This window comes from Bordetella pertussis 18323, from assembly GCF_000306945.1.
Lineage (GTDB): Bacteria > Pseudomonadota > Gammaproteobacteria > Burkholderiales > Burkholderiaceae_B > Bordetella > Bordetella pertussis.
Map to the genome: position 1 here is coordinate 222649 of NC_018518.1, position 24782 is coordinate 247430.

The following is a 24782-nucleotide window of genomic DNA, read 5'->3' on the forward strand; positions in this document are numbered from 1 at the left end:
TGGAAATCGCCGATCCCCCAGTTCACTCAAGGAGCCCGGCCGGATGAACACCCATAAGCATGCCCGATTGACCTTCCTACGTCGACTCGAAATGGTCCAGCAATTGATCGCCCATCAAGTTTGTGTGCCTGAAGCGGCCCGCGCCTATGGGGTCACCGCGCCGACTGTGCGCAAATGGCTGGGCCGCTTCCTGGCTCAGGGCCAGGCGGGCTTGGCCGATGCGTCCTCGCGCCCGACGGTCTCGCCCCGAGCGATTGCGCCGGCCAAGGCGCTGGCTATCGTGGAGCTGCGCCGCAAGCGGCTGACCCAAGCGCGCATCGCCCAGGCGCTGGGCGTGTCAGCCAGCACCGTCAGCCGCGTCCTGGCCCGCGCCGGTCTGTCGCACCTGGCCGACCTGGAGCCGGCCGAGCCGGTGGTGCGCTACGAGCATCAGGCCCCCGGCGATCTGCTGCACATCGACATCAAGAAGCTGGGACGTATCCAGCGCCCTGGCCACCGGGTCACGGGCAACCGACGCGATACCGTTGAGGGGGCCGGCTGGGACTTCGTCTTCGTGGCCATCGATGACCACGCCCGCGTGGCCTTCACCGACATCCACCCCGACGAGCGCTTCCCCAGCGCCGTCCAGTTCCTCAAGGACGCAGTGGCCTACTACCAGCGCCTGGGCGTGACCATCCAGCGCTTGCTCACCGACAATGGCTCGGCCTTTCGCAGCCGCGCCTTCGCCGCGCTGTGCCATGAGCTGGGCATCAAGCACCGCTTTACCCGACCTTACCGCCCACAGACCAATGGCAAGGCCGAACGCTTCATCCAGTCGGCCTTGCGTGAGTGGGCTTACGCTCACACCTACCAGAACTCCCAACACCGAGCCGATGCCATGAAATCCTGGCTACACCACTACAACTGGCATCGACCCCACCAAGGCATCGGGCGCGCTGTACCCATCTCCAGACTCAACCTGGACGAATACAACCTATTGACAGTTCACACCTAGCGGCCCCGCGCGGCCTCCATCCCCTGGTTGGCCAGGGCGTCGGCGCGCTCGTTGCCCGGATCGCCGGCGTGCCCGCGCACCCAGCGCCACTGCACCTGGTGCCGGCCGACCTGCTCGTCCAGGGCCTGCCACAGCTCGACGTTCTTGACCGGTTTCTTGTCGGCCGTGCGCCAGCCGCGCCGCTTCCAGTTCGCCAGCCATTCCGTCATGCCTTTCATGACATATTGGGAATCGGTGTGGATGGTGACGCGGCACGGCCGTTTCAGCGCCCGCAGGCCCTCGATGACGGCCATCAGCTCCATGCGGTTGTTGGTGGTCTGGCGTTCGCCGCCGTGCATGGTTTTCTCGTGCTGGCCGGCGCGCATCAGCACGCCCCATCCGCCCGGGCCGGGATTGCCCTTGCATGCGCCGTCGGTCCACATTTCCACCTGCTGGCCATCGCCGCTACCTTCTAGATTCTGCATAGTGTCCGTATCGGGGCGCGCCGGAATGAAAGTACGGCATTATCACCGGCCCGGATCGTCGGCCTGGCGATTGACCACCACCGAGGCGGCCTGGGCGCGCTTGCGGCGCGTCTTCCAGGCCGGGCCGATCAGGCGCATGGCGGCGACCTTCTTGGTGGCGGTCACCACGTACACGGCGCCGCCCAGGCCCCACCAGCGCTGGCCGTAGCGCTCCATGAAGCGCCAGCGGCGCAGCCACTTGTCGGTGCGGCAGGCGGGCGCGTAGCAGCCGAACCGCCCGCGCTCGACCTCGAACGACAGCAGCTTGAACCAGTCCTTCAGGCGCGGCAGCGCGACCTGCGCCGACAGGGGCAGCGGCAGCCAGGCCTCCATGCCGGGCATGAGATTGCGCGCCCCCCACAGGCTCCAGAGGTTGAAGCCGGAAATCACCACCCGCCCTTCGGGCACCAGCACGCGCTCGACCTCGCGCAGCACCAGATGGGGCGCCTCGGCGCATTCGAAGGCGTGCGGCAGCACCAGCAGATCCACGCTCTGCGACTCGAACGGCAGCGCCTCGGGCGCGGCCGCCACGCAGGCCTGCCAGCCTTGCGCCAGCTCGGGCGGCGGCACGCCGGCCCCCACCCAGGCCTTGAACGGCATGCGGTTGGCGCGCAGCAGGTTGGGCTCGGCCAGCCCCACCTGCCAAGCGTAATATCCGAAGATGTCAGCCACCGCCTCGTCGAACTGGGCCTGCTCCCAGGCCAGGACGTACTGCCCCGGCGGCGTCTGGAACCATTCGGCCAGTTCTACAATCGGCGGAGTTTCTTCTGCCACGCTGTCGATCCCTTTCCAATATGCAAACCGCGCCCCCCCTGTCCGCCGTCGTGCCCTTGCCGGCCTTTTCCGATAACTATATCTGGGCCCTGGCCCATGAGGGCCAGGCCGCCGTGGTCGATCCCGGCGACGCCGCGCCGGTGCTGCGCTGGCTGCGCGCAACCGGCGCCACGCTGCGCGCCATTCTACTCACGCATCATCACCCCGACCACGTGGGCGGCGTGCTAGAATTGGTGCAGGCCACCGGCGCGACGGTGTACGGCCCGGCCGGCGAAACCCTGCCGCACTGCGACGTGCGGCTGGCCGAGGGCGACCGCGTGACGCTGCCCGAACTGGCGCTGGCGCTGGAGGTCCTGGACGTGCCCGGCCACACGGCCGGCCACATCGCCTACACCGGCCGCGCGGCCGGCGTCGAGCGCGTGCTTTTCTGTGGCGACACCCTGTTTGCCGGCGGCTGTGGCCGGCTGTTCGAGGGAACCCCGGCGCAAATGCTTGATTCATTGGAGAAATTATCTGCCTTACCGGCAGATACACAGGTTTGCTGTGCGCACGAGTACACTCTAGCGAACTTGCGCTGGGCGCTGGCGGTCGAACCCGCCAACCGCACCCTGCAACAGTGGTACCAGCGGGCCCAGGAGCTGCGCAACGAAGGGACGCCCACCTTGCCGTCGACGATCGGCCAGGAGCGCGAGACCAATCCTTTCCTGCGCACACCGCATGCCGCCGTTGCTCACGCTGCTGCTGTCTGGTCCGGACGTTCCCTGGCAACGCCCGTGGAAGTCTTTGCGGCTTTGCGCCAATGGAAGAACAATTTCAAGTGATCCACCGCCCATGAGATTTCTCCGCCTCCTGCTACCCCTGTTCCTCGCCGTACTTGCCGGCTGCGCCGGCACCGCAAAACAGAACCAGGCCGCCGGTCCCTCCAGCAACCGCTACATCGCCCAAGACACCTCCCGCACCGTCGATCTCACCAGCCCCCCCAGCGACGCCTGGGACCGCATCCGCCGCGGCTTCGCCATCCCCAACCTGAACACCGACCTGGCCCAGGAGTGGACCGACTACTACGCGTCGCACCCCGAGTCGGTGCAGCGCATGGCCGAGCGGGCCGGCAAGTACCTGTACTTCATCGTCGACGAAATCAACCGCCGCGGCCTGCCCACCGAGCTGGCGCTGCTGCCCTTCGTCGAAAGCGCCTACAACCCCACCGCCCTGTCGCGCTCGCAAGCCTCGGGCCTGTGGCAGTTCATTCCCACCACCGGCCAGCATTTCAACCTCAAGCAGGACTGGTGGCGCGACGAGCGCCGCGACCCGATCGCCTCGACCTACGCCGCGCTCGACTACCTGGAAAAGCTGTTCGAGATGCAGGGCGACTGGTACCTGGCGCTGGCCTCGTACAACTGGGGCGAGGGCTCGGTGCAACGCGCCATGGCCAAGAACGAGGCGGCCGGCCTGAGCACCGACTACCTGTCGCTGAACATGCCCGACGAGACCCGCAACTACGTGCCCAAGCTGCAGGCCATCAAGAACATCATCGCCAACCCGCGCAAGTTCGCGGTGGTATTGCCGCCGGTCGAGAACACCCCGTATTTCGTCGCGGTGCAGAAGAACCGCGACATCGACATCGAGCTGGCGGCCAGGCTGGCCGAAATGCCGCTGGACGAATTCAAGGCGCTCAACCCCGCGTTCAACCGTCCCCTGATCCGCGGCGAGCATGCCCCCACCCTGCTGCTGCCGGCCGACCGGGCCGACCGCTTCAACGCCAACCTGCAGAACTACAAGGGCGACCTCAGTTCCTGGAAGGTCTACCATACGCGCCGCGGCGAAAGCTATGCCGCCATCGCCAAGCGCTTCGGCATCAGCGAGGCCAAGCTGCGCGCCAGCAACGACATCGGCTCGAAACGGAAGGTGGCCGCCGACCAGGCGCTGCTGATCCCGGGCGTGCCCAGCGGAGACGGCGCCGCCAATATCCAGCTGGCGTCGCTGTCGCCGCCGGTGGGCGCGCTGGACAACGTGGGCGAACCGCGCGCCGCTGCGGCGCCGCGCGGCAAGGCGCCGGCGCGCGTGGCCAGCGCGCGCCCCAACGTGCGCACCCACAAGGTCAGCTCGGGCGACACCCTGTTCGGCCTGGCGCGCAAATACGGCACCTCGGTCGGTGCGCTGCGCGCCCTGAACAACCTCAAGGGCAACAACCTGAAGCTGGGCTCGCAATTGCGCATCCCGGGCACCGGCACGCGCGGCTGACCAGGCGCGCCGGCCCCGCGCCGGCGCCCGTCCGCCAAGCCGCTAAAATTCCTACAATAGCGGCCTTTCCGCAAGGCAATCAAAGGACATCAACATGGGCTTTCTCGCCGGCAAGCGCATCCTCATGACCGGGGTGCTTTCCAACCGATCCATCGCCTACGGCATCGCGCGCGCCTGCCGCGACCAGGGCGCCGACCTGGCGTTCACCTACGTGGGCGACCGCTTCAAGGAACGCATCACCGAATTCGCCGCCTCGTTCGGCAGCGACATCGTGCTGCCCTGCGACGTGGCCGAGGACAGCCAGATCGACGCCGCCTTCGCCGAACTGGGCAAGCGCTGGGACGGCCTGGACGGCCTGGTGCACGCCATCGGCTTCGCGCCGCGCGAAGCGATCGCCGGCGACTTCCTCGACGGCCTGTCGCGCGAGAACTTTCGTATCGCGCACGATATCTCGGCCTACAGCTTCCCAGCCATGGCCAAGGCGGCGCTGCCGCTGATGGAAGGCCGCAAGGGCTCGGTCCTGACCCTGAGCTACCTGGGCTCCGAGCGCGTGGTCGCCAACTACAACACCATGGGCCTGGCCAAGGCCTCGCTGGAAGCCAGCGTGCGCTACCTGGCCACCGCCCTCGGCCCGCGCGGCATCCGCGCCAACGCCATCTCGGCCGGCCCCATCAAGACGCTGGCCGCCAGCGGCATCAAGGACTTCTCGTCGATCCTGAAGTTCGTCGAAGCCAACGCCCCGCTGCGCCGCAACGTCACCATCGAAGACGTCGGCAACGTCGCCGCCTTCATGCTGTCCGACCTCGCCGCCGGCATCACCGGCGAAATCACCCACGTCGACGCCGGCTTCTCGACCGTCGTCCCGGGAATGGAAAACTGATCCCTCCGGTGCCTGTCCCCGTAGGGGGACTGGCACCGGCCAAATCCGACCTCCGGTGCCTTGTATCTTTCCTCCGGTGGTGATTAGCTATCACCACCGCGCGCCGATGACCGCGAGTTGGTGCCCAAAGCGAGGACTTTGTGGGACAGATAGCGGCTCGGCAGCGCACTGCTGGGCCGGCGAGACACTGGACGGTATCGTAGGGCGAGGACCCTGTATGTACAAGGCAAGTGGGCGCAGTGGCTGACAGCAGTTTGTTATCTGCAGGAGGCCAAGTCCATGTTTTCATAGGTATTGATGTATCAAAGGCCAAGCTGGATTGCACGTTGCTGACGGCTGAGGCTGACAAGCATAAGACTAAGGTGGTGGTCAACACCGCCGCGGGCGTACAAGCCCTGCTGGCGTGGTGCGCCAAACACGGCGCACAGCCGGCGCAGTTGCACGCCATCCTGGAGCCTACGGGTCTGTATCACGAGCAAGCGGCCACGGCGCTGCCCCAGGTCCGGGTCTCTTTGGTCAATCCCGCCCAGGCCCGGGACTTTGCCAAGGCCTTGGCGCTGCGCTCCAAAAATGATGCGCTCGACAGCTACGTGCTGGCTCGCTATGGACAGACGCTGAGCCCGGCGCTGTGGCACCCGGCGCCCTTGCATGCGCGTCAACTGCGCGCCTTGTTGACGCGACGCGAGGCGCTGAGCAAGGATCTGTTGCGTGAGCTCAATCGCAAAGAGAAGAGCCAGTTCAGCCCCTCGGCGCCCTTGGTCGATGGTTCCATCGACAAGGCCATCGCGTTCTTGCGCGAACAGATCAAACAAATCGAGCGGGCGATCGATCAGCACATCGACAACCACCCCGACCTCAAGCAAGACTGCGAGCTGCTGAACTCCATCCCCGCCATCGGGCCTCAGGCCGGCAACGCCATCCTGGCCGTCATGCACAATCGGCATATCGACTCCGCCCAGAGCCTGGCCGCCTATCTCGGGGTGGTCCCTGTGCAGCGCCAATCCGGCAGCAGTCTGAACAGCTGCGCACGCCTGTCCAAAGCCGGCCCCTCCCAGGTGCGCGCCACGTTATACATGGCGGCCCTGGTTGGGACCCGCCACAACCCCCACATCCGCGCCCTTTACCAGCGCCTGCTCAAAGCAGGAAAAAGCAAAAAGGCCGCGCTGGGCGCGGCCATGAGAAAACTGGTGCATCTGTGCTTCGGGGTCCTCAAAAACCGCATCCCCTACCAGCCCAATTACGCCATGAATGGTTGACTGCCAAGACGGTATCTGTCCCCGCAGGGAGGGTGCCTGTCCCCGCCGGGACAGGCACACTGCTGTACGCCATCGACGCTTGACGGCCAAGACGGTATCTGTCCCCCCTACTCCACCACGATCGTCGACACCTGGATGTCGGTGGCGGTCATGAGTTTGTGCAGGGGGCACTTGTCGGCCACCTTGAGCAGTTCGTCGATCTGCGCGTCGTCCAGGTCGCCATGCAGTTTCAGCTTGGCGGTCAGGCGGTAGATGCCCTTGCGCTCTTCGCTGGCGTCGCGCACCACATCCACGTCCACCGCTTGCAGCGGCAGTCCCTTGCGCTGGGCGTACACCATCAGCGTCAACGCCTTGCAGCCGCCCAGCGCGGTGTCGAAATAGTCGTGCGGGTCCGGCCCTTCGCCCTGCGGTTGCGGCATGGCCAGCGGCAGTTCGTGGCCTTCGGCGGTGGCGGTGTACTGCAGTCCGCCGGGGGTGTTGGCGCGCACTTGGATCGTCATGGGATGTCTCCGTTCAGGCGCGGCCCCGCTGGCTGCGCGTCCAGGTTTTGTACCATGGGCGCCGCCTGACAACCGGCTGAACTATTTGGCAGACCGCCAGTCAGACGGTAATTCCACGCAAGACACAGGAGTCCACATTGAGCGCCCGTCAATTACTCGATCAGTTGTTGCAGTCCGGCCAGAGCCTGATGCAGGGCGCCGGCGCGCAAGCGCAGCAGGCCACCCAGGGCGGCAAGGGTACGTTCCTGGCCGGCCTGGGCGGCGGCGCGCTGGGCGCGGGCGCCCTGGGCCTGCTGCTGGGCAGCAAGAAGGCCCGCAAGATCGGCGGCAAGGTCGCCATGTACGGCGGCATGGCGGCGCTGGGCGCACTGGCCTATCGCGCCTACGACCAGTACCAGCGCAACCAGGCCGGCGGCGCGGCTGCCCCGGCGCCGCAGACCCTGGACCGCCTGCCGCCCGCCCAGGCCGAGCAGCACAGCAACGCCGTGCTGGTGGCCATGATAGGCGCGGCCAAGGCCGACGGCCACATCGGCCCCGACGAGCGCCAGTTGCTCGAAACCGAACTGGCCAAGCTGTCCGGCGACGCCGGCGACCGTGCCTGGCTGGAGGCCGAACTGGCCCGCCCGCTCGACCCGGCCGTCATCGCCCAGCAGGCGCGCACGCCGGAAATGGGGGCCGAAATGTACCTGGCCAGCCTGCTGGTGGCCGACGAGCAGAGCTTCATGGAGCGCGCCTACCTGGACGAGCTGGCGCGCCAGCTCAAGCTGCCCGCCGAACTCAAGCAGCAGCTCGAGGCGCAGGTACCGGCCGCGGCCTGAGCCTTCAGTCGGCGCGCAGCCCCATGCGCGCCGTCAAGGCGGCGAAGCGGGCGATGTCGGCCTGCACCAGCGCCTCGAAGCGTTCCGGGCCTTCGCTGACCGGGTTGAAGCCCAGCGATTCGAGCTCCCGGCGCATGGCGGGTTCGGCCACGATGGCCGACAGCGCCTCGTACAGGCGCTGGATCACCGCCGGCGGCGTGCCGGCCGGCGCCAGCAGGCCATGCCACTGGTCCAGCTCATAGCCCGGCGCGCCCTGCTCGGCCACGGTGGGCACGTCCGGCAGCAGCGGCGAGCGCTGCGCCGAGGTCACCGCCAGCGCGCGCAACTTGCCCGCATGAATGAACGGCGCCGCGCTGGACGCGGTCACGATGCCCAGCGGCACCTGCCGCGACAGCACGTCCGTCAGCGCCGGGCCGCAACCTCGATACGGCACGTGCTGCAACCAGGCGCCGCTGGCCTGGCGCAGCATTTCGCCGGCCAGGTGCTGCGGCGTGCCGTTGCCGCACGAGGCGAACGCCAGCGTGCGGCTCTGCGTGTCCGCCTGGCGCAGCCGCTCCGGCAGGCCGGCATCGCCGGCCGGCTCGGCGGTCACGATCACCGAGGGCACATATGCGACGTTGATCACCGCCGTGAAATCGCGCGTGGGCGAGAAATCCAGGTTGCGGAACACCCCGGGGTTGACGGCGAACGAGCTGTTGACCATCAGCAGCGTATAGCCGTCGGGCCGCGCCTCGGCCACGGCGCGCGCGCCGATATTGCCGCTGGCGCCCGGACGGTTTTCCACCACCACCGGCTGGCCCAGCCGCTGCTGCATGGCGGCGCCCAGCTTGCGGGCCAGCAGGTCGGTGCCACCGCCGGGCGGGAAGGTCACGACAATGGTGATGGCGTGGTCGGGATAGGTGGCCGGCGCTTGCGCCGCGGCCGCGCCGGCGCCGAGCAGGCAGCCGGCCAACAGGATCGAGACTTGTGATTTCATGGTCGTCATGGGTGCAACGGGTCGCAACGCCCCGCATGGCGGGGCGCCGTGGTTGAGAAAACGGAACAGGAAAGGGCCGCGGCCCCGGGAACTGGCTAGCTGCGAACTGTCAATAGGTTGTATTCGTCCAGGTTGAGTCTGGAGATGGGTACAGCGCGCCCGATGCCTTGGTGGGGTCGATGCCAGTTGTAGTGGTGTAGCCAGGATTTCATGGCATCGGCTCGGTGTTGGGAGTTCTGGTAGGTGTGAGCGTAAGCCCACTCACGCAAGGCCGACTGGATGAAGCGTTCGGCCTTGCCATTGGTCTGTGGGCGGTAAGGTCGGGTAAAGCGGTGCTTGATGCCCAGCTCATGGCACAGCGCGGCGAAGGCGCGGCTGCGAAAGGCCGAGCCATTGTCGGTGAGCAAGCGCTGGATGGTCACGCCCAGGCGCTGGTAGTAGGCCACTGCGTCCTTGAGGAACTGGACGGCGCTGGGGAAGCGCTCGTCGGGGTGGATGTCGGTGAAGGCCACGCGGGCGTGGTCATCGATGGCCACGAAGACGAAGTCCCAGCCGGCCCCCTCAACGGTATCGCGTCGGTTGCCCGTGACCCGGTGGCCAGGGCGCTGGATACGTCCCAGCTTCTTGATGTCGATGTGCAGCAGATCGCCGGGGGCCTGATGCTCGTAGCGCACCACCGGCTCGGCCGGCTCCAGGTCGGCCAGGTGCGACAGACCGGCGCGGGCCAGGACGCGGCTGACGGTGCTGGCTGACACGCCCAGCGCCTGGGCGATGCGCGCTTGGGTCAGCCGCTTGCGGCGCAGCTCCACGATAGCCAGCGCCTTGGCCGGCGCAATCGCTCGGGGCGAGACCGTCGGGCGCGAGGACGCATCGGCCAAGCCCGCCTGGCCCTGAGCCAGGAAGCGGCCCAGCCATTTGCGCACAGTCGGCGCGGTGACCCCATAGGCGCGGGCCGCTTCAGGCACACAAACTTGATGGGCGATCAATTGCTGGACCATTTCGAGTCGACGTAGGAAGGTCAATCGGGCATGCTTATGGGTGTTCATCCGGCCGGGCTCCTTGAGTGAACTGGGGGATCGGCGATTTCCAGTTTCTCAAATCCGGTTCGGATGAACCATGCATACAACCTATTGAATCTTCACAGCTAGCTGTCCAGGCCGATATCCAGCACCCGGGCGCTATGGGTCAGCCAGCCGATCGCCATCAGGTCCACCCCGGTGGCGGCCACCGCCGGCGCGGTCTCGGGCGTGATGCGGCCCGATGCCTCGGTGACCGCGCGCCCGTCGACCAGCGCCACCGCTTCGCGCAAGGTGTCCAGGTCCATGTTGTCCAGCAGGACCACATCCACGCCCAGGCGCAGCGCGACGCGCAATTGCTCCAGCGTGTCGACCTCGACCTCGATCTTGACCATGTGGCCGATGGCCGCCCGCGCGCGCTGCACGGCGGCGTCGATGCCGCCAGCGATCGCCACGTGGTTGTCCTTGATCAGCACGGCATCGTCCAGCCCGTAGCGGTGGTTGCTGCCGCCGCCCACGCGCACGGCGTATTTCTGCACCGCGCGCAGGCCCGGCATGGTCTTGCGGGTGCAGGTCACCTTGGTATGGCCGGCGCCGATGGCCGCCACGATGGACGCGGTGGCCGAGGCCACGCCGCTGAGGTGGCAGAGAAAATTCAGGGCCGTGCGCTCGGCCGTCAGCATGCCGCGCGCCGGGCCGCGGATCAGCGCGATCTCGGCGCCGGGCTGCAACTGCGCGCCGTCGGGCAGCAAGGCATGGAATTCGATTTCCGGGTCGACCAGGCGAAACGCCAGGCGCGCCAGGTCCAGCCCCGCCAGCACCCCGGCCTGGCGCGCCACCAGGCGGGTCTGCGCGCGCGCCTGCGCCGGCACGATGGCGTCGGTCGTGATGTCGCCGGCACGGCCCAGGTCCTCCAGCAGCGCCGCGCGCACCAGCGGCTCGAGCATGACCTGCGGCAAGGGAGCGGGCGCCGTACGGAGCGTCGGCGCGGCGTCGATGGCGAGAGGGGCCGCCTGCCCGATATTTATGCTCATAATGAGTATTTAAGGGTCAAAAAAATGGCCACAGGGGCTGTGTTTAATTATGCTATTCCTGAGTATAAAGCGCTGTCAAGCATTTTTCGCCCCCCCGCCGCCTAGAATTGCCGCGCCAGCGGCAGTTTGCTGCCGGCGATGGCGCGCTCGAGCAGCACGTCGCGGCGGAACCGGAACAGCTTGGCCGGGCGCCCCGCCGCGCCGCTGGCCATGCCGCCGGTTTCCTCGACCAGTTCCTGCTGTTCGATGAGGCGGCGGAAGTTCTGCTTGTGCAGGCCGCGGCCGGCCAGGGCCTCGACGGCCATCTGCAGCTGCAGCAGCGTGAATTCGGGCGGCATCAGTTCGAACACCACCGGCCGGTACTTGATCTTGGCGCGCAGGCGCGCAATGCCGGTGGCCAGGATGCGGCGATGGTCGTGCCGCATCGACTGCCCCGCCACCGGCAGGCCCGAGGCGTCCGGGTGGCGCGACTCGGGCACCAGCCCGGCCTCGAACAGCAGCTCGTAGCGCTGCAGGACCATGTCCTCGTTCCAGCCCGCGCCATCCAGCCCGAAGGTCAGGGCGACGCGCTGGCGGCGCTGCGCCCGGGCCGCGGCGTCGGCGCCCGCCCCGGCCCAGGCCAGCAGGCGGGGCGCGATCTCGTCGGCGATGATGGCCGGCCGGCCGGCGCGCCAGTCTTCCCATGGAAAGTAGCGATACCAGTGCTGCCAGCCCACCTGCGCCACGCCGGTGGCGCCGGCCTCGCGCGTCAGGCCCAGGTAGCTGACCGAAATGACGCGCGCTCCGGCCTCGTTGGAACGGTCGCTGTCGGCAAAGGTGTAAAGCTGTTCGACATAGCCCAGCGGGTGATGCGTCTGGGTCTCCACCCAGGCGCGCAGGCCGGCCTGCAGCGAACGGTGCGCCAGTTCGAACGGGCCGGCCGGCAGCGCGCGGGCGTCCTCGGTGGTGAGCACGCGCGGCTCTCCTTGCGTCACCGCCACCAGGACGGCTACCAATTCGGCGGAAACGGATCTGTCGAGTGCGTCGGTCAAGGCGATGGGAATGGGATACGGGAGGCGTGGCGCCGCCACGGCGCAGGCGGCGGGCGACCGGAAGCGTCGCGCCCCGATTATAGGCGGCACAAGCTGCAACAGCCGCTTGCAAAACGCTTGGATACGGGCGGGCGCGCCGGCCTAAGATGGGATGTATGCAGAACCGGCTCGGCTCCTCGCGGCGCCTGTCCCCGCAGGAACCGGGTGCCTGTCCCCACTGGGACAGGCACACCGCTCTACGCCATGACCGGTTGACGGCCAAGACGGTATCTGTCTCAGCGGGGACAGGCACCCGATACAGCCCGCATGACTCGATGACGCACCTGTTTCTGGAGCAGCCATCATGACCAAGACCGCACGCGATTCCCAACCCGCAGACCCGCACGCGCAATCCTGGCCACACCGTCCGGTGAACGCGCGCAAGGGCACGGACGTCATGCCCATGCCCGAGGAAGCCCCCCAGGTGGCCGGCATGCCCCGGCGCGGCCGGGCCATTGCCGAACCCGGCGATCCCGGCGTCATTACGCCCGAAGACGATGTGCTCGACACCTCGCACTTGAGCAACCCGCAACGCTGACGCAAATTCGTGGCTGGATGCGGCGCCGCCGTGCGCGCGCGCCGGCGACCGGCCATCCCCGGGGCACCGCGGCGGTGCTGCTGCGCACCAATATCCGGCGCGCAATCCCCCTTTTCGTGCTGCTTTAAAAAAACGGATCTGGTTGGTTCGTTTTAATTATTTTCGCGCGCCGCGCTTTTTTCCTAGAGTGCATTCCATGTTCCTGCAACCTTCCTATGGCGCGAAACATGGAAAAGAAAATCGTACTCGTCAAACCGTATTCCGCATATGAACGGGACAAGACGCCGGCCGAGAACGCCGACCTGACCCGTGTCGAAAAAGGCTCGCCGATGGGCGAGTACCTGCGGCGCTTCTGGCAGCCCGTGGCGCTATCCGAGGAACTGGGCGAACTGCCCACGGCGGTGCGCATGTTCGGCGAAAACCTGGTGCTGTTTCGCGCTCGCAACGGCAAGCCCGGCCTGCTCGAAAAGCACTGCAGCCACCGCGGCACGTCGCTGGAGTTCGGCATCTGCGAGGAAAACGGCCTGCGCTGCTGCTACCACGGCTGGCTGTTCGGCGTGGACGGGCAGATCCTCGAAACCCCGGGAGACCCGCCCGACTCGCAGCTGCGCTTCAATGTCTGCCACGGCGCGTATCCGCTGCATGAGTACCGGGGCATCATCTTCGGGTATTTCGGCCCGCCGGCGGACAAGCCCGAGTTCCCGGTCTACGACACGTACGACATCCCCGGCGACCGCCTGGTGCCCTACTGTATTACGTACCCGTGCAACTGGCTGCAGGTCCACGAAAACGTGATGGACCCGGCGCACGCCGTGTTCCTGCATACGCGCATCAGCTTCACGCAATTCGCCGAGGCCTGGGGCGAGCTGCCCGAAATGGACTTCGTGCCCACGCCCACCAGCATGATCTACGTCACGTCGCGCCGCTGGGAAGACAAGGTGTGGGTGCGCTCCAACGACATCGTGCTGCCCAACCTGGCGCAGGTCGGCCACATCTGGGAAGACGGGCTGACGCCCAAGGAATTCGCCCGCGTGGCGATCACGCGCTGGACCACGCCGATCGACGACCACACCTGCCGCATCATAGGCTGGCGCCATATGCACCCGGATGCCGACCCGCGCGGCCTGGCCGACGAAAGCCTGTGCGGCGTGGAGACGGTAGATTTCTTCGGCCAGAACGGCGAGCGGCCCTACGCCGACCGCCAGCGCATGCCGGGCGATTACGACGCGCAGATTTCGCAGCGCCCGATCGCCGTGCACGCGATGGAAAACCTCACCCGCTGCGACCGCGGCGTGGCCATGCTGCGGCAGCTGCTGCGGCGCGAGTCGCGCAAGATCGCCAACGGCGAGGCGCCCGCCATCTCGCCGCTGCGCGCCAACGGCGCCACGCCCACCTACGCCCACGACACGGTGGTCAGCATCCCGCCCGCCGACACCGACGACGCGGCCTGCGTGCGCGAGATCGGCAAGGCCATCACCGCCATCGTCGTCAAGGGCGACCACCACGAACAGGCCGATCGCCCGGAACAGGTGCGCGAACGCATCCGCGCCTACGCCGCCGAACAGGCCAGCACCGCCACCTCCGAATGAGGGCCGGCCGCCACGGCGGCCCTCGCATCCCTTCGTCACCCACTACAGGACACCCAAGATGAGCTCACCCGTACATCCCGGCAAAGTGGCATGGACCGGCGACAACCCCGGCATCTACCTGAAGGAGCAGGACGACGGTCCATGGACCGGCCTGGCGACGTATTTCCACATCAATTATTCGCCCTATGGCATGGGCCGCGGCGTGCTGTTGCTGGAGCAGCCCGATATCGCCGCGACCCTGCCGCAGGCCTGCAATGTCTGCATCACCGACAACGAGCCGCTGGCGCGCTATCTGATGAAGGAGTTCTTCGCGCGCTTCAATTCGTTCCGCGTCTCGGCCGGCACCGAGGCGATCAGCTACCTGCCGCTGACCGAGGCGCGCTCGGCCGGCGATACGCGATCGCGCTACCAGGAGATCCTGCGCTCGCGCGATATCGAAGTGGTGCTGACCTGGGACGGCCTGACCGAGCCCTACGCGGTGGACATGCCGCCCGAGAAAGGACCCACCGGCCGCCATGAGATGTACAGCCTGTTCATCGACGCGACCGACGCCAGCATCACCCTCAACGGCAAGCCGCTGCGCGGCCGCGTCACCACACGCAACTTCGACGGCGGCAAGAAGAGCTCCGCATTCCTGGCGTTCTCGGAATCGTGGATGGAGACGCCGTCCGACGGCACCGACAAAAGGACCACATGATGACCGAGTTCCTGCAGTACCTCGTCTCGGGCCTGGTGGTGGGCTGCATCTACGGCCTGGTCGCCATCGGCTTTACCGCCGTCTACAACGTGACCAACATCGTCAATTTCGCGCAGGGCGAGGTCTCGATGCTGGGCGCGCTGGCAACCGCCTCGATGCTGGCGGCCGGCGTTCCCCTGCCGCTGGCCGTGGTCGCCTGCGTGCTGCTGGTCGGCGCGCTGGGCGTGGTGCTGGAGCGCTTTGCGCTGCGCCCGGTGGGCAGCCACGCGATCCGCGGCATCATCATCACCATAGGCATCAGCGTGGTACTGCAGGGACTCGCCGTGGTGACCTGGGGCACCGACGCCCAGTCGCTGCCCGCCTTCTCCGGCTCGACGCCGATCAGCGTGTACGGCGTGTCGATGCAGCCCCAGGCATTCTGGGTGCTGGGCACCAGCGTGGTGCTGATGGCGGTGCTGTACGTCTTTCTCACCCGCACGTACCTGGGCCGCAGCTTCCGCGCCTGTGCGATGAATCCGCAGGCCGCGGCGCTGATGGGCATTCCCTCGTCGGTGATGCGCGGCCTGGGCTTCTTCCTGTCGGGCGCGGTCGGCGCCATCGCCGGCATCATCATCGCGCCCATCGCGCTGATGCAGTACGACAGCGGCGCGGCGCTGGGCATCAAGGGCTTCGTCGCCTGCATCATGGGCGGCTTCGGCAACCCGGTGGGCGCGGCCGCCGGCGGCCTGCTGCTGGGGCTGCTGGAGGCCTTCTCGGCCGGCTACATCAGTTCGGGGTTCAAGAACGCCATCGCGTTCGTCCTGCTGCTGGCCTTCCTGCTGGTGCGCCCCGGCGGACTGTTCGGCGAATTCGACAAGGTGAAGCGATGAAGAAACTTCCACTGGTGCTCACGCTGGCCCTGCTGGCCGCGGTCTACTCCACCGGCAACGCCTATCTGATCAACCTGTTCGTCGTCTGTGCGATCTATGCGCTGCCGGCCATCGGCCTGTCGCTGCTGGTCGGGCATTGCGGACAGATCTCGCTGGGACACGCCGCCTTCGTGGGCATAGGCGCCTACGCCGCGGCCATCGCCTCGCAGCGCTGGGACATGGATCCATGGCTGGCCGTGCTGTTCGCCGCGGCGCTGGCGTGCGCGGCAGCATGGGCGGTGGGCAAGCTGGTGTTCCGGCTGCGCGGCCACCACCTGGCCATGGCGACGCTGGCGCTGGGCATGATCGTCCACACCGTGCTGGTCGAATGGCACGACGTCACCGGCGGCCCCGACGGCATCAGCGTGGCGGGCGTGCTCAAGGTGGGCAGCCTGGAACTGGCCTCGGACCCGGCCTTTTTCGTGCTGGGCTGGCTGGCCGTCATCGTCGCGCTGATCCTGGCCGACAACCTGATCCGCTCGCCCTTCGGGCTGGCCCTGCGCGTGGTGGGCGAAAGCGAGCTGGTGGCCGGTTCCATCGGCATCGCGCCGGCGCGCGTCAAGCAGCTCATCATGATGGCCAGCGGGGCGCTGGCCGGACTGTCGGGGGGCCTCTACACATTCTGGACGGGCTACATCAGTCCGGATCCGTTCAACGTGGCGCTGTCGATCAAGCTGCTGCTGATCGTGGCCCTGAGCGGCTTCACCGGCACCTGGCGCACGCTGGTCGGCGTGTTCTTCGTGGTGCTGGTCAGCGAGGGCATGAAATCGTTCGGCCACCTGGACGTCATCCTGTACGGCCTGCTGCTGATCCTGACCATGCTGTTCCCGGTGCAAAGGCTGGGCAACGCGCTGCGCCACCTGCTCGCCCGCCGGGCCAACCGCGCCAAGGCGCCCGTCATCAAGGCCAATGTCCTATGAATAGCTCCGCAATCATGCTGGACGTCCAGCGCGTGGGTATCCGGTTCGGCGGGCTGCAGGCCCTGGACGATGTGTCGTTCCAGGTCCGCCGCGGCGAAATCCTAGCCCTGATCGGCCCCAACGGCGCCGGCAAGTCGACCCTGCTGAACATCGTCTCGGGCGCGCTTGCGCCCGGCCAGGGCAAGGTCTGTTTCGAGAACGAGGACGTGACCGGCCTGCCCGCTCACGAGGTGAACGTGCGCGGCCTGGCGCGCACTTTCCAGGCCGCCGAGATCCTGACCGCGCTGACGGTGCGCGAGAACGTCATGGCCGCCGGCGTGCGGCGCAGCGGCAGCGGCTTTCTGGCCGGGCTGGCCGGCCTGGGCTGGAAGACGGGCACGGCGCAGACGCTGTCCGAGCAGGCCATGATGCATCTGAAGACGATCGGCATGGCGGCGCTGGCCGATACCTCGGCCGCCCAGCTGACGGCCGGCCAGCAACGACTGCTGGCCGCCGCGCGCGCCCTGGCCTCGGGCGCGCGGCTGCTGTACCTGGACGAGCCCGGCGCGGGCCTGAACAGCGTCGAGAAGGACATGCTGGCGGGCGCGATCGAGCAGATCCGCGCCAACGGCGCCACGGTAGTTTTCGTCGAGCATAATCTCGCCTTCGTGGGCCGGCTGGCCGACCGCATCGTGGTCCTGAACCATGGCCGCATCCTGGCGCAGGGCGAAGCGGCGGCGGTACGCGCCGATCCCGCCGTCATCGCCGCCTACCTCGGCAACACGGAGATCCGCCCGGGCCTGCGCCCCGAGGCCGCCAACGCCGAGGCCGCCACGGTGCTGGAGATCGACCGGCTGTCGGTGCGCTATGGCGCGCTGCAGGCGCTGTCCGATGTATCGCTGCAGGTACGCCAGGGCGAGATCGTGTCGCTGATCGGCGCCAACGGCGCCGGCAAGTCGACCCTGCTCAAGGCGGTGGCCGGACTGCTGCGCCCGCAGGCGGGCCGGATCGCCTTTCGCGGCGCGGACCTGGCCAGCGTGCCGGCCGAGGCCCGCACCGGCGCCGGCATCGCGCTGGCGCCGGAGGGGCGCTCGCTGTTTCCCAGCCTCACGGTGCGGGAGAACCTGATGATGGGCCACTACGCCTGCGTGCGCCGCGGCGGCGTCATGCAGCTGCTGGCGCCGCGGCGCGAGACCGTGGCGGCGATGAACCAGGTCATGGAGGAAATCACCGCGCTGTTTCCGCGCCTGGCCGAGCGCATGCACCAGCAGGCCGGCACGCTGTCCGGCGGCGAGGGCCAGATGCTGGCGATCGGACGCGCGCTCATGAGCCGCCCGCAGCTGCTGATGCTGGACGAGCCGTCGTTCGGCCTGGCGCCGCAGATCGCGCGCGAAATCCTCGAATCGCTGCCGCGCCTGACCGAGCGCGGCCTGACGGTGCTGCTGATCGAACAGAACGCGCGCGCCGCGCTGCAAGTGTCCGACCGCGGCTATGTGCTGGTCAACGGCCGGCTGGTGGCGCAGGACACCAGCGCCAGCCTGCTGGCGCGCAGCGACATCGGCGAGGCCTTCCTGGGCTGGGAAGGCGCCGACACCCCGACCCGGAGGCAGGCATGAATTCCCCCGACACCCTCGATCCGCGCGACGCGGCCGCCTGGCGCGCCGTGACGGCGATGCGCCCCGTGCTGGCGGGGCTGCTGCCGGCGCGCGAGGCCTTCGCGTACCCGCAGCGCACGCTGCTGCACGCCGGCCCGCCCTTGCCCGGCGACGGCGAGATCCCGTGGCCGATGCTCAACTCCATCGTCAACGCGGCGCTGTACGAAGGCTGGGCCGTCGACCGGGCCGACGCGCTGTACGGCGTGCGCACCGGCGCCATCCGGCTGGCGCCGGCGCAGGACCACCGCTGCGTCGTGCCGCTGGCGGCCATCCTGTCGCCCAGCCAGCACGTGCAGGTGGTGCGCGACGCGGCGGGCCGCGCCGCGCCCTGCCATGCCGTGCTCAACGGCGGCAACCGATGGCCGATCCGGCTGGGCCGCCCGGAGACGGAAGTGGCCGAACACCTGCGCTGGCTCAACGGGCCCTTTGCCGAGCAGCTGAGGGCCGGCTGCGAGGCCGGCATCGACCTGGTCGAACTGGCCGACCAGGCCCTGGCCGCGGGCGACGACTGCCATGGACGCACCCTGGCCGGCACGCAGGCGCTGGCGGCCAGCCTGCGCGCGCTCGGCCATGCGCCCGAGGACGGCGCGGTGGCGGACTACCTGGCGCAATCGCCGGGCTTTTTCCTCAACCTCTGGATGGCCGCGTCCAAATGCATGCTGTCGGCGGCCGAAGGCATGGCCGGCAGCAGCCTGGTGACCGCGATGGGCGGCAATGGACGCGAGGCCGGCATCCAGCTGGCCGCGCTGCCGGGACGCTGGTTCAGCCGGCGTTGCGGCGCGCCGCGCGGCGCGCTGGAGCCTGGCCTGTCCGGCGCGCAGCCCTTGCCGGCCATCGGCGACAGCGCCGTGGTCGAGGCCCTGGGCCTGGGCGCCATGGCGATGGCGCATTCACCGGCGCAGCAACAGGCCCTGGGCGCCTACATGCCCGAGCCGGCCGCCGCGCTGGGCGCCGCCCTGCTCGGCCCGGCCCACCCCGCATTCGAACGCAGCCATCCCCGCATGGGGCTGGCCGCGCGCGCCGTCGCCGCCACCGGCAAGGCGCCGGTGGTGGCGCTGGGCATGCTCGACAGCCTGGGCACGGCCGGGCGCATCGGCGGCGGTATCTGGACGGCCGACCCCGGCCTGTTCGCTCACGCACTCGAATTCATGGCGCAGCACCAACAAGGGGAATCACGATGAAACTGTGGAAAATCATGGCGGTCGCGGCGCTGGCCGCCGGCCCCGCGCACGTCGCGCTGGGCCAGGACATCAAGATCGGCGCGCTGCTCGAAACCTCGGGCGCCATCGCCTCGCTGGGGCAGCCCACGCTGGAAGGCGCCCAGCTGGCCATCGACCAGGCCAACGCCGCGGGCGGCATACAGGGCCGCAAGATCGTGCTGGTCAACGTCAACAGCGAAAGCGACAACACCAAGACCGTCTCCGGCGCGCGCCGGCTGCTGTCGCAGGAAAAGGTGTCCGCCGTCATCGGCCCGGTAAGCTCGGGCTCCAATTTCGCCGTGGCCGACGTCATCGAGCGCGCCAAGGTGCCGATGATCGCCAACGGCGCCAGCCGCGGCATCGTGCTGCCGCCCGAGAAGCGGCGCTATACCTTCATCGCGCCGCTGACCGACGAGATCGTGCAGACAGTGATGCTGCGCGACATGCAGGCGCGCCACATCACCAAAGTGGCGATGCTGCACTCGGACGTCGCGTTCGGCACCAACGGCCGCGATACGCTCAACCGCCTGGCGGCCCAATACGGCGTGCAGGTGGTGGCCACCGAGACCTTCGGCCACGCCGATACCGACATGACGCCGCAGTTGACCAAGCTGCGCGGCAGCCCGGCCCAGGCCATCGTGATCTGGGCCACCGGCCCCGGCCTGGCCATCGCCACCCGCAACCATCGCGCGCTGGCCATCGATACGCCGCTTTACCTTACCCACGCCGCCAACGACTTCAACTACCTGCGGCTGGCCGGGGAAGCCGCCAACGACATCCTGCTGCCATCGTCCAAGCTGTACGTCGCCGGGTCGTTGCCGTCCGATGACGCGCAGAAGGCCGGGCTGCAATCGTTCGTGGCCGCCTACACCAAGAAATACGGCAAGCCGCCGGCCACGTTCTCGGGCAATGGCTACGACTCGGCCAACCTGCTGCTGCAGGCCATGCGCGCGGCCGGCAGCGACCCGGCGGCGCTGCGCGCGCAGCTGGAGAAAGGCGAGCGCTACGTGGGCGTGACCGCCATCTACGCCTACGGCCCCGAAGACCACTTCGGCGCCAAGGCGGAAAGCGTGCGCATGCTCACGGTCAGCAACGGCGCGTTCGAACTGGCCGCGGCGCCCTGAGCGCCGGCCGCCGGCTCAGTGGGCCTGGATGACGAGTTCGTCGACCAGCTCCGAGATGTGCTCCACGATCGCGGCGGCGGCGCGCGGATAGTGATAGCGGAACGAATACGCCGCCACGATATTGGGTTGACGCACATGCGATTCGAATGCGCGCGACACGATGCCGCCCATGCCCGGCAGGGCATTGGGCGGACAGAAATTCAGGAGCGAGAAGCCATGGCCGGCCGCCACCATGCCCAGCAGCATATTGATCGACAGCACCGAATGGGCAATGCGCGGAATCGCGCCGTTGGAGCTGAAGGCCGTCAGCATGTATTCGCGCGTGCGCGGCAGGTCGAGCAGGATCAGCGGCTCGGTGTTGAGGTCGCTGGTGGCCAGCGTTTCCTTGGCCGCCAGCGCATGGGACGCGGGCAGCACCACCTGCAGCGGCGCGGCGCGCAAGGCCACCAGCTTGATGCCGGACGGGATCTCGAAGTCGTACAGCACCGCGATGTCGAGCGTGCCCGTGCGCAGGCCCTCCAGCAGGTACTCGTGGTGGCCCTCGAACCAGGCCAGGCGCACGCCGGGCAGATGCTGTTGCACGCGCGTGAGCAAGGGGGGAATCACGAACGGCGCAAAGGTGGTGAGGCAGCCGACGCGCACCTGCCCGTGCAGTTCGCCGCGCCCTTGCAGGCTGCCCAGCCCCCAGGCTTCCTGGAGGATGCCGCAGCACTGCACGGCGAAGGCGCTGCCCTGCTCGGTGAGGATCAGCCCGCGCGCATGGCGGCGGCGAAACAGCTGTACGCCCAGCAGGGCTTCGAGATGCGCGATAGCGGTCGATACCGCGGGCGCCGACACATGCAATGCCTGCGCAGCCTGCTGCACGGACTCGCATTCGGCGGCCGCCAGGAAATACGACAACTGCCGCAACGAAAAATCGGGCGCGCGCAATGCCGTGTCCTACGTGTGCGAAGCAGTCGAAGCCACGTTTCTTCCCCGTTGGATTTCCGGCTGCCGTCATGCGGCGCGTTCCGGAAAATTTGTTTGCCACAAGGTATAGAGGAAGCGCGGCCATGACTATTGGTATTGCCCCGATGCCATCGCCGCGCCTGCGCGTGCGCGTCCAGGCGTGCCTGGGCGATGCCGGCGGGCTGCGGCTGCCCGGCGTTGCGTTCATCGGCAGCGCCGGCCCGGGCCGGCGCGTCGCGGCGCTGGCCACGCAGGCGGCCGCGCCCGGCGCCGATATCGAGATCGATGCCGGCCAGGCCTGGACCGTGGCCGACGGACTGGACGAGCAATCGGCCTTGCTGCTGGCCGTGCTCTGGCCCAGCGCATGGATCGCGCTGGTGGAGATCGGCGGCCTGCGGGCTGGACAGCAGGTGCTGGTGCACGAAGCCGATACGCCGCTGGGCCTGCTGGCCACCGTGCTGGCGCGCCAGGCCGACGCCAGCGTGATCGCAGCCGCGCGCACCGCCGGCGGCATAGCCGCCGCCTTGCGGGCAGGCGCGGCCGAAGGCGTGCTGTACGGCGACCCGTGGCCCGAGCTGGCGCGCGAGCACGGCGGCGCCGACCTGGTCTTCGACCCCGGCGCGGGCCGTTACGCCGTCGCCTCGCTGCCCTGCGCACGGCGCCGCGCGCGCATGCTGGCGCTGGACATGCACGACGGCCCGGCCGGCCCGCCCATCGGCGCCGCGCAATTGCTGCGCCGGCAGACCAGCCTGGCCGCCGCCGGCTGGGACCTCGTGCGCGACGCGCCGGCGCTGCAACGCGCCTGCCGCGCGCTGCCGCCGCACTGGCCGCGCATCGCGGCGCTGCTGCCGCTGCGCCCGCTCTCCCTTTCCACCAGCCAGGAAGCCCTTCCATGACATCCCTGCATCGCGCGCCGCCGCTGTCGGCGCATACCACCCGCGCGGCCGTTCTCGACGGCCACGCCAGCGCCGAACTGCTGGAGCCCTGCCTGGCGGCGATCCGCGCCCACGAACCGGTGGTGCGCGCCTGGCGCGAGCTCGACGTCGACGCCGCCCGCGCGCAGGCGCGCCGCCTGGATACGCACGCCGCGCGCGGGCTGCTGGCCGGCGTACCCATCGCGGTCAAGGACATCTTCCTGACCGAGCAGTTTCCCACCCGCTATGGCTCGCCGATCTACGAGCATGGCATCGCCGGCACCGACGCCGATTGCGTGGCACGCGCGCGCGCCGCCGGCGCGCTGGTGCTGGGCAAGACAGTCACCACCGAGTTCGCCTATTTCACGCCCGGCCCCACCGCCAACCCGCGCGATCCCTCGCGCACCCCCGGCGATTCGTCCAGCGGCTCGGCCGCCGCGGTGGCGGCCGGGATGGTGCCGCTGGCCTTCGGCTCGCAGACGGCCGGGTCGCTGATCCGGCCCGCCTCCTATTGCGGGGTGTTCGCCCTCAAGCCCACGCACGGACTGCACAGCCTGGCCGGCGCCAAGGCCATGGCGCCCTCGCTCGATACGCTGGGTTGGCTGGCGCGCGACGCCGGCGACCTGGAACTGATGCGCTGCGCGCTGGCCGGCGAGGACTACCGGCCGCTGCCGGCCGCGCGGCCGGCCGCGCTGCGCCTAGGCATCTGCCTCACGCACGAATGGCATGCCATCGAACCCGACGGCGCCCAGGCGTTCGCGCATGCGCAAGTCCTGTGCACGGCGGCCGGCGCGCAGCTCGCCCCGCTGGTGCTGCCCGATGCGCTGCAAGGCCTGATGCAGGCCCAGCAGACCATCATGGCCTACGAAGCCGCGCGCAGCCTGGCCGCCGAATGGCGCGACGCGCGCGCCCGGCTGAGCCCGGCCATGCAGGCCCTGATCGAAGCCGGCCTGGGCTGCGACGCGCAGTCCTATGCGCAAGCGCTTGCGCTGGCCGCGCGCGGCCGCGCCCATCTCGAGCACGCCATGCGCGACCTGGACGCCGTGATCGCTCCGGCCGCCCCCGGCGAGGCGCCGCCAGGCCTGGCGCGCACCGGCGACCCCATCTTCAGCCGCGTCTGGACCCTGCTGGGCCTGCCCTGCGTCAACGTTCCCGGCCTGGCCGGCCCCCATGGCATGCCCATCGGCGTGCAACTGATCGGCCGGCCGGGCGACGAACGCCGCCTGCTGGCCGTCGCCGCCGCCCTGCACCGCGTGTTCCATCCGACAGGAGCCCCACAATGAAACTCGTCGTCCGTGCCGTCACTCCCCTGACCGCCGAAATCCGCCACTTCGAGCTGGCCGCGCCCGACGGCGCCGCCCTGCCCGCCTACACCCCCGGCGCCCACCTGAGCGTGCATGTCGTGCTGCCCGACGGCACGCCCGCGCGGCGCGAATATTCGCTGCTGGGCGACGGCTCGGCCACCGCCAGCTACGAGATCGCCGTGCAATGCCGCGAGCCCGCGGCGGGGTCGGCCTGGATGCACCGGCTGGCCCCCGGCGACCGGATCGAGGCCGAGGCGCCCGTCAATGCCTTCGCGCTGGCGGCCGACGCCGCCGAGCACGTGCTGATCGCCGGCGGCATCGGCATCACCCCCATTCTCAGCATGGCGCGCCATCTGCGCGGCGCCGGCGCCGCGTTCACGCTGCATTACGCCGGCCGCGCCCGCGCCGCCATGGCGTTCGCCGAGGAAGCCGCGGCCATGGGCGCTGCCTGCCGCCTGTACCACGACGACGGCGCGCCGCTGCACGAGGCGCTGCCGAACATCCTGGCCGCGCCGGCGCCGGGCCGCCACCTGTATGTGTGCGGCCCGCGCGCACTGATCGCCGATACCGTGGACGGCGCGGCCGCGGCGGGCTGGCCGCCCGCCAGCGTGCACTACGAACTGTTCCAGGGCGCCCTGGCCCTGCGCGGCGACCAGCCCTTCGACCTGGTGCTGCGCCAGTCCGGCATCACCGTGAGCGTGCCGGCCGGCCAGACCATGCTCGACGCCTTGCTGCAGGCGGGCGTCGAACCCCTCTACGACTGCCGGCGCGGCGAATGCGGCATGTGCCTGACCCCGGTGCTGGAGGGCAAGCCGGACCACCGCGACCACTACCTGTCGCCGCGCGAGCGCGAGGCCGGCGACGCGGTGTGCGTATGCGTCTCGCGCGCCTGCGGCGCCAGCCTCACGCTGGACCTGTGAGCCGATCGCGCAGCCCTGTAAACTA

The 24782-nt window shown here is 69.0% G+C and carries 25 protein-coding genes; 17 read left to right on the forward strand and 8 right to left on the reverse strand.

The annotated features are described in order from the left end of the window. Positions 1 to 43 precede the first annotated feature (43 nt). Positions 44 to 994 carry an IS481-like element IS481 family transposase gene (locus BN118_RS01085; protein ID WP_005013747.1) on the forward strand — a complete coding sequence of 317 codons (951 nt, stop codon included), beginning with the start codon at positions 44 to 46 and terminating at the stop codon, positions 992 to 994. Here BN118_RS01085 and rnhA read toward each other — a convergent pair. Further along, on the reverse strand, positions 991 to 1458 hold the full coding sequence (gene rnhA / locus BN118_RS01090; protein ID WP_010931354.1) for a ribonuclease HI: 468 nt from the start codon (positions 1456 to 1458) through the stop codon (positions 991 to 993). The two genes, BN118_RS01085 and rnhA, sit on opposite strands and share 4 nt — an antisense overlap. A 42-nt stretch (positions 1459 to 1500) precedes the next feature. Next, positions 1501 to 2271, reverse strand: coding sequence for a methyltransferase domain-containing protein (locus BN118_RS01095; RefSeq protein ID WP_014905420.1), 771 nt, complete (start codon positions 2269 to 2271; stop codon positions 1501 to 1503). 20 nt (positions 2272 to 2291) lie between these two features. Here BN118_RS01095 and gloB point away from each other — a divergent pair, with 20 nt between their 5' ends. From gloB to BN118_RS01115, 4 genes are all read left to right on the forward strand, one after another. Beyond that, the gene (gloB, locus tag BN118_RS01100) at positions 2292 to 3092 is read left to right on the forward strand and encodes a hydroxyacylglutathione hydrolase (RefSeq protein WP_010927090.1); all 801 of its coding nucleotides are present in this window, start codon (positions 2292 to 2294) and stop codon (positions 3090 to 3092) included. Between the two features lie 10 nt (positions 3093 to 3102). Beyond that, entirely contained in the window at positions 3103 to 4512 is a 1410-nt protein-coding gene (locus BN118_RS01105) for a transglycosylase SLT domain-containing protein (RefSeq protein ID WP_010931356.1), read from the forward strand. Between the two features lie 94 nt (positions 4513 to 4606). Continuing rightward, positions 4607 to 5392, forward strand: coding sequence for an enoyl-ACP reductase FabI (fabI, locus tag BN118_RS01110; protein WP_003814739.1), 786 nt, complete (start codon positions 4607 to 4609; stop codon positions 5390 to 5392). A 239-nt stretch (positions 5393 to 5631) separates the two neighbouring features. Beyond that, the gene (locus tag BN118_RS01115) at positions 5632 to 6648 is read left to right on the forward strand and encodes an IS110-like element IS1663 family transposase (protein WP_014905421.1); all 1017 of its coding nucleotides are present in this window, start codon (positions 5632 to 5634) and stop codon (positions 6646 to 6648) included. Between the two features lie 107 nt (positions 6649 to 6755). Here BN118_RS01115 and BN118_RS01120 read toward each other — a convergent pair whose 3' ends face one another. After that, positions 6756 to 7148 carry an OsmC family protein gene (locus BN118_RS01120; protein ID WP_003814742.1) on the reverse strand — a complete coding sequence of 131 codons (393 nt, stop codon included), beginning with the start codon at positions 7146 to 7148 and terminating at the stop codon, positions 6756 to 6758. A 137-nt stretch (positions 7149 to 7285) separates the two neighbouring features. On the opposite strand from BN118_RS01120, the gene BN118_RS01125 reads away from it, so the two are divergent. Further along, a complete protein-coding gene (locus BN118_RS01125; protein ID WP_003814743.1) occupies positions 7286 to 7966 on the forward strand; it encodes a tellurite resistance TerB family protein in 681 nt (226 codons plus the stop codon). 4 nt (positions 7967 to 7970) lie between these two features. On the opposite strand, the gene BN118_RS01130 is transcribed toward BN118_RS01125, so the two are convergent. From BN118_RS01130 to BN118_RS01145, 4 genes are all read right to left on the reverse strand, one after another. Continuing rightward, positions 7971 to 8942 carry a tripartite tricarboxylate transporter substrate binding protein gene (locus tag BN118_RS01130; RefSeq protein WP_023994844.1) on the reverse strand — a complete coding sequence of 324 codons (972 nt, stop codon included), beginning with the start codon at positions 8940 to 8942 and terminating at the stop codon, positions 7971 to 7973. 95 nt (positions 8943 to 9037) lie between these two features. Beyond that, positions 9038 to 9988: an IS481-like element IS481 family transposase gene (locus BN118_RS01135; protein ID WP_014905422.1), complete on the reverse strand. Its 951-nt coding sequence runs from the start codon at positions 9986 to 9988 to the stop codon at positions 9038 to 9040. 98 nt (positions 9989 to 10086) lie between these two features. Next, positions 10087 to 10992: a carboxylating nicotinate-nucleotide diphosphorylase gene (gene nadC, locus BN118_RS01140; RefSeq protein ID WP_003814746.1), complete on the reverse strand. Its 906-nt coding sequence runs from the start codon at positions 10990 to 10992 to the stop codon at positions 10087 to 10089. A 101-nt stretch (positions 10993 to 11093) separates the two neighbouring features. After that, a complete protein-coding gene (locus BN118_RS01145; protein ID WP_003814748.1) occupies positions 11094 to 12062 on the reverse strand; it encodes an NUDIX hydrolase in 969 nt (322 codons plus the stop codon). Between the two features lie 304 nt (positions 12063 to 12366). On the opposite strand from BN118_RS01145, the gene BN118_RS01150 reads away from it, so the two are divergent. The 8 genes from BN118_RS01150 (at position 12367) to BN118_RS01185 (ending at position 20671) form a co-directional block, all read left to right on the forward strand. Next, entirely contained in the window at positions 12367 to 12600 is a 234-nt protein-coding gene (locus tag BN118_RS01150) for a hypothetical protein (protein WP_003820674.1), read from the forward strand. 227 nt (positions 12601 to 12827) lie between these two features. Continuing rightward, positions 12828 to 14189 (forward strand): aromatic ring-hydroxylating dioxygenase subunit alpha, encoded by a 1362-nt coding sequence (locus tag BN118_RS01155; RefSeq protein WP_014905423.1) that lies wholly within the window; start codon positions 12828 to 12830, stop codon positions 14187 to 14189. Positions 14190 to 14247: 58 nt separating this feature from the next. After that, positions 14248 to 14886, forward strand: coding sequence for a hypothetical protein (locus tag BN118_RS01160; protein WP_003814756.1), 639 nt, complete (start codon positions 14248 to 14250; stop codon positions 14884 to 14886). Continuing rightward, on the forward strand, positions 14886 to 15755 hold the full coding sequence (locus tag BN118_RS01165; RefSeq protein ID WP_014905424.1) for a branched-chain amino acid ABC transporter permease: 870 nt from the start codon (positions 14886 to 14888) through the stop codon (positions 15753 to 15755). The genes BN118_RS01160 and BN118_RS01165 overlap by 1 nt, the downstream gene beginning before the upstream one ends. Beyond that, on the forward strand, positions 15752 to 16714 hold the full coding sequence (locus BN118_RS01170; RefSeq protein WP_010931615.1) for a branched-chain amino acid ABC transporter permease: 963 nt from the start codon (positions 15752 to 15754) through the stop codon (positions 16712 to 16714). Before BN118_RS01165 ends, BN118_RS01170 begins: the two co-directional genes overlap by 4 nt. Then, complete coding sequence (locus BN118_RS19345; protein WP_014905425.1) at positions 16711 to 18309, forward strand: ATP-binding cassette domain-containing protein; 1599 nt, start codon at positions 16711 to 16713, stop codon at positions 18307 to 18309. Before BN118_RS01170 ends, BN118_RS19345 begins: the two co-directional genes overlap by 4 nt. After that, positions 18306 to 19529: a YlbE family protein gene (locus BN118_RS01180; RefSeq protein ID WP_014905426.1), complete on the forward strand. Its 1224-nt coding sequence runs from the start codon at positions 18306 to 18308 to the stop codon at positions 19527 to 19529. Before BN118_RS19345 ends, BN118_RS01180 begins: the two co-directional genes overlap by 4 nt. After that, positions 19526 to 20671, forward strand: a complete 1146-nt coding sequence (locus BN118_RS01185) for an ABC transporter substrate-binding protein (RefSeq protein ID WP_003814767.1) — start codon at positions 19526 to 19528, stop codon at positions 20669 to 20671. Before BN118_RS01180 ends, BN118_RS01185 begins: the two co-directional genes overlap by 4 nt. A gap of 15 nt (positions 20672 to 20686) precedes the next feature. On the opposite strand, the gene BN118_RS01190 is transcribed toward BN118_RS01185, so the two are convergent. Then, positions 20687 to 21601 carry a LysR family transcriptional regulator gene (locus BN118_RS01190; protein ID WP_010931613.1) on the reverse strand — a complete coding sequence of 305 codons (915 nt, stop codon included), beginning with the start codon at positions 21599 to 21601 and terminating at the stop codon, positions 20687 to 20689. Between the two features lie 68 nt (positions 21602 to 21669). Between BN118_RS01190 and BN118_RS01195 the strand changes: the two genes are divergently transcribed. Genes BN118_RS01195 through BN118_RS01205 form a run of 3 tightly spaced genes read left to right on the forward strand, consistent with a single transcriptional unit; the run spans position 21670 to position 24757 of the window. Continuing rightward, on the forward strand, positions 21670 to 22515 hold the full coding sequence (locus tag BN118_RS01195; RefSeq protein WP_010931612.1) for an MDR/zinc-dependent alcohol dehydrogenase-like family protein: 846 nt from the start codon (positions 21670 to 21672) through the stop codon (positions 22513 to 22515). After that, complete coding sequence (locus BN118_RS01200; RefSeq protein WP_014905427.1) at positions 22512 to 23816, forward strand: amidase; 1305 nt, start codon at positions 22512 to 22514, stop codon at positions 23814 to 23816. The genes BN118_RS01195 and BN118_RS01200 overlap by 4 nt, the downstream gene beginning before the upstream one ends. Continuing rightward, a complete protein-coding gene (locus BN118_RS01205) occupies positions 23813 to 24757 on the forward strand; it encodes a PDR/VanB family oxidoreductase (RefSeq protein WP_003814776.1) in 945 nt (314 codons plus the stop codon). The genes BN118_RS01200 and BN118_RS01205 overlap by 4 nt, the downstream gene beginning before the upstream one ends. Positions 24758 to 24782: the final 25 nt, after the last annotated feature.